The sequence below is a fragment of the uncultured Rothia sp. genome (assembly GCF_963507905.1).
Taxonomy (GTDB): Bacteria; Actinomycetota; Actinomycetes; order Actinomycetales; family Micrococcaceae; genus Rothia.
The window spans coordinates 32,905-45,898 of record NZ_CAUOUU010000002.1 but is presented as its reverse complement, the minus strand read 5'-3'; the positions used below and the strand labels follow the sequence as shown (position 1 = coordinate 45,898).

At 63.3% G+C, this 12,994-nt stretch carries 8 protein-coding genes; all 8 read right to left on the bottom strand.

Going from position 1 to position 12,994, the window contains the following annotated elements; genetic code table 11:
* Positions 1–10 precede the first annotated feature (10 nt).
* Positions 11–4,378, bottom strand: coding sequence for an amino acid adenylation domain-containing protein (locus RQ593_RS01710; RefSeq protein ID WP_311449644.1), 4,368 nt, complete (start codon positions 4,376–4,378; stop codon positions 11–13).
* Between the two features lie 227 nt (positions 4,379–4,605).
* On the bottom strand, positions 4,606–4,833 hold the full coding sequence (locus RQ593_RS01705) for a phosphopantetheine-binding protein (RefSeq protein WP_311449643.1): 228 nt from the start codon (positions 4,831–4,833) through the stop codon (positions 4,606–4,608).
* 54 nt (positions 4,834–4,887) lie between these two features.
* Entirely contained in the window at positions 4,888–6,588 is a 1,701-nt protein-coding gene (locus RQ593_RS01700; protein WP_311449642.1) for an AMP-binding protein, read from the bottom strand.
* A gap of 267 nt (positions 6,589–6,855) precedes the next feature.
* Positions 6,856–8,259: an enterochelin esterase domain-containing protein gene (locus tag RQ593_RS01695; RefSeq protein ID WP_311449641.1), complete on the bottom strand. Its 1,404-nt coding sequence runs from the start codon at positions 8,257–8,259 to the stop codon at positions 6,856–6,858.
* Between the two features lie 511 nt (positions 8,260–8,770).
* Positions 8,771–9,613 (bottom strand): ABC transporter ATP-binding protein, encoded by an 843-nt coding sequence (locus RQ593_RS01690; protein WP_005505573.1) that lies wholly within the window; start codon positions 9,611–9,613, stop codon positions 8,771–8,773.
* Positions 9,613–10,719: an iron chelate uptake ABC transporter family permease subunit gene (locus RQ593_RS01685; RefSeq protein ID WP_311449640.1), complete on the bottom strand. Its 1,107-nt coding sequence runs from the start codon at positions 10,717–10,719 to the stop codon at positions 9,613–9,615. The genes RQ593_RS01690 and RQ593_RS01685 overlap by 1 nt, the downstream gene beginning before the upstream one ends.
* Positions 10,719–11,786, bottom strand: coding sequence for an iron ABC transporter permease (locus tag RQ593_RS01680; protein ID WP_005505569.1), 1,068 nt, complete (start codon positions 11,784–11,786; stop codon positions 10,719–10,721). The genes RQ593_RS01685 and RQ593_RS01680 overlap by 1 nt, the downstream gene beginning before the upstream one ends.
* A 144-nt stretch (positions 11,787–11,930) precedes the next feature.
* The gene (locus tag RQ593_RS01675; protein ID WP_311449639.1) at positions 11,931–12,959 is read right to left on the bottom strand and encodes a plasmid partitioning protein; all 1,029 of its coding nucleotides are present in this window, start codon (positions 12,957–12,959) and stop codon (positions 11,931–11,933) included.
* Positions 12,960–12,994 lie beyond the last annotated feature (35 nt).

Below are 12,994 nucleotides of genomic sequence, written 5' to 3'. Positions count from 1 at the left end.
ATAGAGAGGGCTAATCGGCGAAGTGGCCGGTCACCTCCGCCAAACGCGCCGGATTCACCAGATCAGGGTGCGTACCCTCCAGCAGCACCGCACGGAACGACGACGCATGCGCCGCCCAACCCTCCGCATCCAAATACGGCTGATCCTCATGCGGCACACCCACCAGCAACACGTCCCCTTCAAAGAACGCCTGCTCAGCACCACGCATCAACGCCGCCGAAGCACGCATACTACCCAAGCACACGCCCAACTTCTCCTCCGGTAGGTAACCCATCGCCGAACCCGCCTTCTGCAAACGCTCCAACGTACCCGGCAAATCAAGCTGCTCATCGGCGGCAGGCTCCGGCAAACCGCCCATACGCAACAGCGCACGGAAGCTCTCCTGCTCATCCGGCGCAGGCACACCCTGCCACTGTTCCGAAGGATACGCATCCAACAGGATTACACGCTCAACCAGCGCACCCGCAGCCTGCGCCAAAGCCGCCACCTGCACCGCAGCAGTACCGCCCACAGACCAGCCCATCAACGCAAAACGACGCGGCAACGAACGCTCCGCCAGAGTCTTCTCAATCAGCTTCAGGTAGCCCTCAGCCAACTCCTGCAGGCTCGACGCAAACCCGGCATTCGGGTCAGAGAACGCCTCAGCCTGCAAAGCGTACACACCCTGCTGAGCCGGAAGATGCGAGAGGTACCCCGCATAGCACCAGCCCAAACCACCCGCAGGCGGCAGGATAAACAGCGGCGCGGGCTGATGAGCGGGCTCAGCAGCATCATGCGCGGCAGGATGCTCGCGCTGAGTCACAACGTGCTCGCGCAGGGGCAGAACCGGAGCGAACTCCGCACCCTCGCCGCGCTCGCCCGCAATGGACGCCGCCAAATCCTGCACGGTCGGATGCGCAAAAAGCGCACCGATGCTCACGCGCAGACCCAGTTGCTCCTCAACCGCGGCAATCACCTCAAGAGCCGCCAGCGAATGACCGCCCGAAGCGAAGAAATCCTCATCCACGCCGAAACGCTCACGACCCAGCACGCCCGCAATAATCGAGCACAGCTGCTGCTCCAGCAGACCGTGCGGACCCTCAGCATCAGAAGTTTGCGGGGTCAGATCCAGGGACGCCAAGAGCTTACGATCAGCCTTACCGGAGGGGCTCACCGGCAGAGCAGGCAGAGTATGCCACAGGGTCGGAACCATGTAGTCCGGCAGAACCTGCGCACAATGCTCACGCGCCGCCTCCACGAGCTGCTCGGCACGCTCGGCGGGCACATCGCCCACCTCCAGCACCGCCGCCAGGGCAGGCTCACGCAGACCGCGATACAGCAGAGCCACCGAAGCGCTCACACCCTCAACCGCAGCAAGAGCCATCTCAATATCGCCCAGCTCCAGGCGCTGACCGCGCACCTTAATCTGGTAATCCGTGCGGCCGCGGTAACCGATAACGGCGCGGCCATCGGGAAGAATCTCCCAGCACGCCAAATCGCCCGTACGGTACAGGCGCTGACTCTCACCGTTCAGCAGTGCGAGCGCACCGGCAGGAGCCTGCTCCACGAAAGCCGCCGCGGTCGCCTGCGGGTTGTTCTTGTAGCCGCGCGCCAGCTGCACGCCCGACAGGTGCAGTTCACCCGTCACGCCCACCGGCACGGGGTGGCCGGTCGGGTCAAGAATCAGGGTGCCGGTGTTCCAGACCGGCTCGCCAATGGGCACGCTCTCGCGCTGCGGGTCGGTGGAGGTCTCCCAGAAGGTCACGTCCACTGCCGCCTCGGTCGGGCCGTACAGGTTCAGCGGGTACACGCCCAGCACCTCACCCGCAGCCTGCACCTGGTCCTTCTGCAGTGCCTCACCCGAGCAGACCACGTAGCGCAGGGGCTGGTCTCGATCCCGGCCGAAGCCGGCATCAGCCAGGATGCGGCGCGCCGCCGGCGAAGAGGTCAGCGCCGAAAGCATAGTCGGCACAAAGTGCACCGCCGTGACGGACTGCTCGGCAATCACGCGCGCCAGGTAGGCGGGGTCGCGGTGCCCATCCGGGGCGGCAATGACCACGGCGGCACCCTCGGCGAGCGGCCAGTACAGCTCCCACACGTGCACGTCAAAGGAGATGGGGGTCTTGTGCAGAACGCGGTCGCCCTCCCCCACCGGAATCTGGTGCTGCTGCCAGCGCAGGCGGTTATCAATCGCGCGGTGGCTGATGGCAACGCCCTTAGGCCTGCCCGTGGAGCCGGAGGTGAAGAGCACGTAAGCGTCCTCGTCCAGACCGGTTTTCACGCCCGGAAGCTCCTCGGCGGCGGGTGCAGAGGAGGGTGCCGGGGTAGGCTCATTAGTGTTTACCGGCGGCAGGGTCGGCTCAGGCAGGGTCTGCTCAGACAGTACGTGCTGGGGCAGGTTCGCGTGACGCTGCGGATCCTGCGGGTTCAGCTCCTGCGCGCTCAGCGGATGCAGACCGGGGCCGTGCAGCAGCAGGGAACATTCGGCGTCCTCCATCATCACACCCACACGCTCGGCGGGCAGATCCGGAAGCACCGGCACGTAGGTGGCGCCAGCGTACAGCAGGGCGTACAGCGCCACGTACTGCTCCACACCGCGGTGCACACGCAGACCCACCGCATCGGAAGGGCGAACGCCCCAGTCCAGTAGCTGCGCGGCAAGCGCACGGGCGCGCTCATCCAGTTCGGCGTAGGTGAGGGCGCGGTCAAAAGCGTAGGCGCGCTCCGACTCGGGGGTGAGCACCTCACCGGGCGCGGGGGCAGAATCCAGCACCGCAAGCGCCTGCGGATGCGCCGCCACCGCATCACGGAAGCGGCCCAGCAGGGTCTTGTACTCCAGCGGATGCTCGGTGCGCGCCGGGGCGGTCAGCTCGCGCAGGGTCGCAAGCTCCGCCTCGGTCGCCAAACCCAGGTTGTTCAGGGAGGCACCCTCGCGCTGCGCCTCCGCGGCGTAGGCGGGCAGCCACTCGCTCAGGCGGGCGGCGTGGCGTTCCAGCTCCTTGGCGGTGTAGAGCGCCGGGTTCATGTCAATCTCGCAGGAGATGCTGTTGCCGCGGCCGGGCATGCCACGCAGGGTGAAGGTCGCGTCGGCAACGGGACCGGCAGAGATATTGTGGATGCGCGCGGTCGGTACCGCGGATCCGGACTCGTCCTTGGAGGGAGCCGCCAGCGGCAGCACCGCGTCAAAGGGCACCACGTTAATCTGCGCACCAAACAGCCTGGACTGGGCGTTACGTGCGGTACGTTCGAGGTCTTCCTGACGAGCCAGCGGATGCTCCGCATTGCGGGCGTACTGCTCCTTCACCGAGTGCAGGGACTCCGCGATGGGACCGGTCGCCGCAACCTGCACCGGCAGCACGTTCACCGCGGTACAGCCGGTCTGCGCGCTCGCCGCGCCCAGGGCGCGGGTCGCCTCCGGCAGGGTGCGGGCAAACATGCGGTTCATCTGCGGCACACCGAACGAAGCCTGCGGGTAGCCGCCCACACGCGCCAGGTACGAGCCCACGGCGGCGGTCGCCAGCACCGGCCAGGAGACGGCGTGCTGCTTTGCCGCATCCAGCAGAGCCTGCTGGGTGGGCACGTCAATGCTGAACGCCAGGCGCACAGACCGTGCCGACGGGGAGGCGGTACGACCCGCCAGGGAGGTGTCTTCCTGTTCCAGGGCGCCGCTCGCCTCCCAGAAGGCGACGTCTTCGTCACGAGCGGTGGAGGCGGCTTCGTCGGCATCGAGCAGCTGTTGCAGGCTCATGCGGCGGGTTTCCGGGACCGGCTGACCGGCGGACAGAGCACGGTAAATAGCGGCGACGCGGGAGAGGCCGTTGAACGCGGCGAAACCGTCGGCAACCACATGGGAGAAGGAATGATAAACCCAGAGGAACCCGCCGTAACGCACCACGGCGCTGCGCACGGTCACGCCCTCATCGGTGACGAGGGGCTGGGCGAGCAGACGCTGCGCCCAGGCGCGCACCGGCGCGGGCAAATCAGAGTCAGGCAGATCGGAAGTATCGCTCTCCTCCGCCTCGGCGGTACCGCTCAGCTCCCCCTCATCTACGAGCAGGTCAATGCCCTCCAGGAACGCCTCAAGCGGCAGAATCTGCTGGGAGGCGGCACCATCAGCAATGCGGGTGCGCACGCGGAAACCCTCGTTCTCGCGGTAGAGCTGCACCAGCGCCTCACGCAGCAGGGTGAGGTCGGTGTCCGCGGGGCATTGCAGAACCTCCGCGGTGTTGTAGCAGGGGTTTTCCGGGTCAATTGCGGCGGCAAAATAGATGCCGCGCGCGTTGGTGGTCAGCGGCAGCCAGGGGCTGTCAGCGCTGTGCGGTGCGGGGTGAGTCGCGGCGGTGCGAGTATCGGAAGCAGTCTCGGAGCTAGCGGGTGCGGTAGTATCAGCTACGCCCATGGTGGCCTCTCTGAGGGGGTCTCAACGTTGAATGTGTGGGTTTGCGCAAGTCCATACAGTTTTGCGCGAGGTTGCGCCTGCAAAAGCGCTAAATCCGGCAGCAGCGCCGAACCAGATAGCAACGCCAATCACGGCGGAGTACATGCTCAACGCCCCGGACACTCGCAGAACCGGCGGCACCCTACAGTGCCTACCGGCGTGACAAGCTTCCGGGGCGCTACACGTATTTAGCCCAGGCGGGATGCGAGGAACTCCACGGTCGGGTTCTCCACCAGCTCGGTAAACTCAATCACGGCGCCCTCAGCGGCAAGGTCGTCGAGCAGGGCGAAGCAACCCATCGAGTCCAGGCCCAGCGAGAACAGCTCGGTGGTCGGGTCGTCGAAGGCTGCCTGCAGGGAATCGGGCTCAACAATGTACTTTGCCAGGATGGGGCGCAGGGTCTCAAGTGCGGACATTTTTCTCCTCAAGTAGGGGTAGGAATACGGGCTTAAGGTTTAGCCGAAAAGGGTTTAGCCGAAAATTTCGGCAAGCTTGGCGCGCAGTTCGCGGCGAGAAATCTTACCCACGTTCGTGGTAGGCAACTCCTGCAGAACCTGCACGCGCTCCGGAATCTTGAAATCGGCGAGCTTCTTCGAGGTGAAGAACTCGTGCATCGTGCGGCGCGGGTTTTCGCCCAGGTCGGCGCCTTCCTGCGGCACAATGACCAGGCCCACGCGCTCGCCCACGGTCTCATCCGGGATGCCCAGAACCACGGCGTCAAAAACGTCGGGGTGGGTCAGTGCCAGCTCTTCAATTTCGTCCACGGCAATCTTCTCGCCATTGCGGTTAATCTGGTCCTTCGCGCGGCCGGTCACCTCAAGGTACTTGCCGGCGACCAGGCGCACAATGTCGCCGGTGCGGTAGAAGCCGTCCTCGGTGAAGCCGTAGCGGTTCGCGTTCTCCTCCAGGTAGTAGCCGCGAATCGTGTACGGGCCGCGGGTGAGCAGGTGGCCGCTCTCGCCGCGCTTAACCGGCTGGTCCTGATCATCAACAATCAGAATTTCGTCGTCGGGGCTAATCGGGTAGCCCTGAGTCCTCAGACGCATCTCAATCGGGTCGGTCGAACGGGTGTAGTTCACCAGGCCCTCAGCCATGCCGAACACCTGCTGAACGGTGCAGCCGAGCACGGACTCGATCTTGCCTGCAACCGCCGGAGCCAGCTTCGATCCGCCCACCTGCAGGGTCTGCAGGGAGGGCAGGGACACATCGCGCTTCTCCGCGGAGGCGACCCACGCCTGAGCCAGCGGCGGCACCAGCGCGGAGGTGGTCACACCCTCCATCTCAATGAGGTGGAACGCAGTCTGCGGGGACGGATCCGCCGCAAACACCAGCTTGCCGGAGACGCACATGACGCCCAGAATACCGGGCGAGCTCATCGTGAAATTGTGCGCGGCGGGCAACACCACGAGCATGGTCGTGTTGTTGTTCAGCTTGCAGATATCGACCGAGCCGCGCACCGAGTACAGGTAGGCAGCGTGGGTGCGAGGAATCAGCTTCGAAATGCCGGTCGTACCGCCGGAGAGTTGCAGGAACGCCACCTGCTCGCTCGCACGCTGGTTCTCCGTGTTCTGAACGACGCCGGGCACGAACTCTTCAGCGAGCTCCTCTTCGGTCAGCGGGGTCAGCGGCTCCGCAACGTCAATGGCGACCGGCGGCTCCAGGGAGTTCTTGCGCAGCTCGGCGGCAACGTCCTCGTGCAGGGCGGTGAAATCCGCGCCGGGGGTCAGCGAAGAGAACACGTGCGCCGCCGCGTCGGTGCGGGTCGCGAAGTGCACGAGCTCGGTGGTGCGGTGCTGCGGCAGGCAGAATACCGGCAGCGCAGCCGCCCAGAAAATACCCAGCAGGTACACCAAGTACTCGGCGGTGTTACCCAACTGCAGCAGCACGCGGTCACCCGGCTGCACGCCCGCCTTCACGAGGCGCGCCGCAGCGGCACGGCCTGCCGCCTCCAGCTCACCGTAGGAGAGGCGAATCTGCTGAGGCTTGCCGTCCTCATCGAGCTGCGCGTGCGAGAGCGCCACCAGCGCCGGGAAGTGCGGCTTCGCGCGGCATGCATCTAGCAGGAACTCGGGGATGGTCTGGTCAATCCAGTAGCCGGCTTCGCGGTACTTCGCGGCAAAAGACTCGGGGATGAGCGGCGTGGGGGCCAGGGGGCTACGTTCTACGGTCATCTTCTCTCGATTTCTGTGTCGTTTGCGGTTTCTATAGCGCTCACGTGCTGCGTGCGTTCGCAGCGTGATGCCATCTCGTCAATGAGGGCGGGTGCGCAACCTGCGCCGGGTACCCTTCGGCACCCCTCGCGGCGCGGTAGTGTTGCACTTCTCTTAGGCTGTACTTCTCTAGGATACGGGCGCGGCGGTGTTTACCCTAACGGGAACCGCGCACGCCCACCATGCGGGGTGTGCTCTACCCGTGCAGGATCCCTAGGCGATCTCTCGCTACTCCTCAGCTAAGCTCCGCTCAGCGCGCTCAGCCTCCCGGCGGGCAGCAATAATACGTTCCAACGCCGGCACAATCGCACCGCGCCAGCACGCATAATCGTGACCGCCGTTGAAGGCCGTGCAACGCGCATTCTTCAGGCCCAGCTTTTCCAGGCGCTCCTTCAGCTCGCGGTGAGGCGGTACCAGAACCCACTCCTGCTCCCCCACCTCAATCTCAAGGTACAGGTGGCGCAGGCGGTCAATCTCACCCGCCGCCTCCAGCTCGTCCAGGCGGTCCATGACCTGCGGCTGCCAGAGCGACGAAGACTGCGCAATCGCGCCGCCAAACGCCTCCGGGCGGCTCAGCACCGCCAGCAGGGAGGACAGCCCGCCCAGCGACTGACCGTTAATCACAATGTTCTGCGGCGCGGTCTTAATGCAGTGCACTGCCTCCAGGTGCGGGAACGCGATCTCTACCAGGTAGTCGGCAATCGGGTTGTCGCCGTTCAGCTCCTTCCAGCGGTTCTCGCGACCGCCAGAGTGCAGGAAGAACACGTGCATCGCCGGAATACGGCCCGCCTCGTGGGCGCGGTTGAGGGTGTGCTCCATACCCTGGCTGAACCACATCTCACCGTCGAACTGGATGAACAGCGGCGCGTCCGGGGCGGGGTCACCCACACGGCCGAGCACATACTGGTGACCGTCAGAGGTCTGCATCCACTCGGGGGCGGGCAGCGCATCAATCTCTTCCTGAGTCAGGATGAACTCCTGCACCGGCGCATGCTCAAGCTGCACCACACCCATACAACGACCAATACGGTTGCACACGGTCTCGGGGTTCAGCGGGTCACCCTCGCCGGAATCCAGGGCGGCGCGCAGGCGCACCTGGTCGTCATCACCCAGCCAAGCGGGGCGCTCGCCGGGCAGCGCCGGCAAGAAGTTGTAGGAGGCACGCCAGGTGGTTTCCATCTGCATGCTCAGCTGCCACCAGCCAGTGCCCTCGATGCGGGCCATGAGGGAACGGTCGAGGTTCTTCTCATCGGTCAGGCGGTTGATGAACATGAGCACCTGCTCCGCCTGCTCGTTGTGGTACAGGAAGGTGACGATTCGCTCGTTCTCACTGATGCTGCCGTCTTCGCGGTGCACCGGCTCGATAATGGGGGTGCCTTCGGAGACGACCTCAAGGATGCGGGCGTTCAGCTCTTCGGGGCTGACTGCCTCGGCAATGAGGGCGCTGATAAGGGGGCTGTCCACGCGCGGTGCCGGTACGGGGCGCGGGATCTTGGGAGGGGCCGGGCGCACGGTCGGCGCAACGGTACGCGGCTGCACCGAAGTAGCCTGTTCAGAAGTGTTCTGGGCAGAAATACTCTGGGCAGAAATACTCTGCGCGGGAACGGTCGCGGTGGGTTCGTGCTCGCCCAACGGTTCCTCCTTGGTCTGTGGAAACACTCAATCGGTGAGAATCGGTGAGGAGGCGCATTATCGTTAGTTAGCCTCTACTACCTCACTCTATGGTATCCCTTACCCAAACTCCAGCCAAAGGGAAAAGCGAAAGAACCACAACATGACATTCATGACAGCAAGCGCGAAGTTCAAATACAGGCCCCAACTGTAGATCGCAAACAGTGGCCACCACAAACCGGGCAGTTAAATGAGATGAGGCACCGAGACCGTGCATCAAACCTCTCAAGTCGCAACTTTCAAAGTCTCATGCGGCAGTCTCGGTGCCTCATCTACGGGTTCCCAAAATGGAACCTACCCAGTGCTCGGATCCGTTCATGCGTCAAAGACGGGCGAGCACCGGGTAGGCGCCCTACGCGCAGGGGATCCTGGGTCCCTCAGATCCTAGCGTTCGCTGCTTGGCGCAATGCCGAGCTTTTCCACCCGTACTGAGACGGTTGGTGCTAACTCCCACGCGGCTTAGGGGCGAAAACTATTCGCTTTCGCGGGCCGCCGAAATAGCGTCAGCGGCAATATGAATTGTTTGGTTCTCCTTCGGAATAACCAAAGGGGTACCAGTGCATGGATCAGGAATAATGACCGATTGCAGGTCAAAAACTTCCTGAATAAGTTCCGGTGTAATTATCGCACGCGGATCGCCCTGAGCGATAATCCGTCCCTGCTTCATTAACACAACATGAGTAGCATACCTGAAAGCAAGGTTCAGGTCATGCAAAACCACGGCTACAGTCCGACCTTCGGAATGCAACTTCTTCGTCAGGTTCAGCACTTCAATCTGGTGCGTGATGTCCAGGTAGGTGGTCGGCTCATCGAGCAGGATCAGCGGGGTCTGCTGCGCCAGGGTCATGGCAATCCACACACGCTGACGCTGACCACCCGAAAGCGCCTCAATGGGACGCTCAGCAAGCTCCAGCACGTTCGCCGCCTGCATCGCCTCCACACAGGCGCGCTCGTCCTCATCAGACCAGGAACGCAGCAGCGACTGGTGCGGGTAGCGGCCGCGCGCCACCACATCCGCCACGGTCACGCCGCTAGGCGCCTCCGGGGTCTGCGGCAGCATCGCCAGGATCTTGGCGATAGCGCGGGACTTCATCTGCGGCAGTGGGGTGCCGTCCAGGCGAACCTCGCCCTTCTTGAGCGGGTTCACGCGGGCAAGAGCCTTCAGGGTGGTCGACTTACCGCAGGCGTTCGGGCCCAAGATAACGGTCAGCTCCCCCTCCGGCACCTGAAAATCTACCCCGTTGAGCACCGTATGCTCACCGTAGGCAACCACCATGTTCTCGCCTTCAAGGCGGGTCGTCACACTAGCGTTCACTAGCTCTTCTTCCTTTCGAGGTAAATCAGGTAAATCAGGTACAGGCCGCCAATCGCGCCGGTCACCACACCCACCTGAATGATGCGTCCGGGAACAGCGAATCGGCCAATCAGGTCAGAGCCGAGCACCATAAGCGCACCCATAAGTGCCGCGGAGGTGAAACCCACCCCGCCACTACGAGACAGGGTCTTCGCGATGTGCGGTGCCGCCAAAGCAACAAAGGCAATCGGGCCGGTCGTCGCGGTCGCCAGCGAAACCAGAAGCACACCGATAAACAGAGCCGCCACACGGTACGCATTCACGCTCACACCCAAACCGGATGCCACCTGGTCACCAAAACGAATCGCGCCCAGCGGGCGGACCAGCATCAGCAGCAGCGGAGTCACCACGAGCAGCAGACCCATCAGCGCGTAGGTGCGCTCCCACGTGATGTCATTGAGCGAACCGGCAAGCCAAGACGCCGCGGTCTGCGCCTGAGTCAGCGAAGCACGCACCACCAGCAGCGCATTGAACGCCGCCAGGGTCGAACCCACACCAATACCGACCAGCACCAGGCGGAAGCCATGCAGGCCCGTACGGCGCGTCAACAACCACACCAGCACCGAAGTCGCCAAGCCACCAATCACAGCGCCCAGAGCAACCTCAACGGGGCCGGAATTGAAGACAATAATCTGTAACAGCGCACCGGTCGCGGCACCATTCGTGAAACCGATAATATCCGGCGAACCCAGGGCATTACCCGAAATCACCTGGAAAATCGCACCCGACAGACCAAGTGCCGCACCCACCAGAAGCGCCGCCACAATACGCGCCGCACGCTGCTGAGCGAAAGTCACAGCAATCTGCTTACCCTCACCCATCAACGCCGGAATGACCTTCTCCGGGGCGAGCTTATAATCACCCTGCAACATGCCCCAAAACGCCAGTGCCGCAATCAGCGCTACCAACGCCACATTCAAAATCAGCACACGCCACGGCACCTGAGCACTCAGCGGACCGCGCACAGTCAACACCGGGCGGCCGCCCAAATCGCGGCCGCTACGACGCGCAGAACGATTAGCGAAGCTGGTGGCAGGCGCCGTCGAAACAGCGGAAGAATTCGACATTAGAGAGCCTCCACCTTACGACGAGTCATCAAGAACAAGAACACCGGGGCACCGGCAAGAGTCGCCACAATACCCACCTGAGTCTCCTGCGGAGCCACCAGCACACGCGCCAACACGTCAGCACACAGCAGCCACACCGGACCCAACAACGCCGAACCATAATTCACCCAGCGCACATCATTACCGAGCAAAGCACGCACCACAAACGGCACCGCCAAACCCACAAAACCAATCGGACCCACCGCAGCAGTCGCCGCACCGGCAAGCACCGTCACCGCCAGCAACGTCAGATTCTGGGTCGTACGCACACTCACGCCGAGGCTGGTCGCCGCCTCCTCGCCCATACTCAGAGCATTAATCGCAGGAGCCACAAAGAACGCCACCAGCATACCCAGCACAATCACCGGACCCACCGTCGAAGCGATATCCATACCGCGGCCCTCCAGCGAACCGGCAACCCACACACGGAACTCGTTATACGCATCCTGATCAGCCAAAATCAGGCCCTGCGCAATCGCCGACAGCGCCGCAGAAATCGCCACACCCGCCAGAGCGAGCTTCACAATCGACCCGTCACGGCCACGACCCAGCGTGTACACCAGCACCGCAGCCAACGCGCCACCAATCGTCGCAGCAACCATGTACTGCCAAATACCCATCACGCCAAAAACCACCACGGAGCCAATCACAGCCACCGCAGCACCAGCGTTCACACCCATCAGGCCAGGCTCAGCCAGCGGGTTACGAGTCAACGACTGCATCAGAGAACCAGCAACCGCCAACGCGGCACCCGCCGCAAGACCCACCAGGGTACGCGGAATGCGCTGCTCCATCACAATCGTCTGCGCCTGCTCAGAAGCAGTGCCATTGAAAACAGCCAGAACCTGATCCGGCGGAAGATTATTCGACCCGAACAGCAAAGAAGCAGCCACAGCCCCCACCAAAAGCACCGCAAACAAGAACAGAAAAGCCAGGCGCTTACCCAACTTCTGCCCCTGAATCACAGAACCCTGACGGGACGTACTCTCCTGCTGAACATCTCGGGACAATGAGCTCGTGCGGGCCACTATGCTCCTTATGTTCGATACAAGAAAACGGGGAGGCGCACCCGGCGCACCCACACCACGCGAGGGGCACCCGGCACACCGGTAGATAATGAGAGAAACGCCGGAGCGGGCGGGTATTCCCCCACCCGCATCCGACGTTAAGTCTTAGCGCTTACGGGTCAGCAGCAGCGCAGCGGCACCCACAATGCTTACGCCCAGAACCACCACGCCAACCCACGGGAATGCAGCACCGTAGGTCACGGTCTGAACGGTGGATGCGGTGTTAGCCGAAGCCGAAGCGCTCGGGCTCGACGCAGTACCGCGCGCAACACCCGAAGAGGACGCGCTCGCCGAAGCGGTCGCCTTCTTCTGGGCATTTGCAGAAGCCGAAGCAGCGGGAGCGGCGGAAGAACCGGAGGAGGCGGAGGTATCGGAAGAGTCAGCTTCCGCGTTCAGGCGGTCGTACTCCTCCTTGGTGATGGTGTTGCCGTCAGCGTCGGTGTACACGGTCTCAGCCTCAGCCGCGCCACCTGCAGAACCATTCGAGCCACCATTGGAGGAGGACTCGTTGGAATCGTTAGAGCCCTGAGCCTCGTCTGCAGAGTCTGAGTTGTTAGAGTTCGAGCCGCCATTCGAGGAACCACCGTTGCTCTTCGAGCTGGAAGAGCCGCGGTTCGAGGAAGAACCCGAAGAGTTCGAGGAGGAATTATCCGAACCGCCCTCACCCACCACGGTGAACTCGGGGCTGCGGTTGCTGTACGCCTCGGTACCCAGGTACTTGCCGTCCTTATCACGCTTCTCACCAGTTGCAAGGAAACGCAGAGTGTGGGTGCCAGCGCCAACATCCGGCAGAACGAAGGAACCGGAGACGTTACCGTTGCCATCGGTCTTCTGCTGGTGCACCACGCAAGCGCCCTGTGCAGCATCGGAGGGGCACAGGTTACCGTCGTCCACCTTCACGGACACCACAGTGTTCGCGGGGAAGCCGCTCACGCTAAAGGAAATCACGCCGTGCTCGTTCACAGAAGAGGAAACGGTCGAAGAGGTGCCGGGGGTCGATGCCTTTGCACCGCCCGGAGGCAGAGCGGATGCGGTGCCAACACCCAAGCCCAGCGCCAGGGTTGCGGCAGCGCAGGCGGTCAGCGCCTTAGAGGTCAGGGATGCCTTCGGGGCTCCCGAAAAAGGTGCACGCATGGTGGTCCTTTCAAAATTACCGGGGTCGAAGCTGA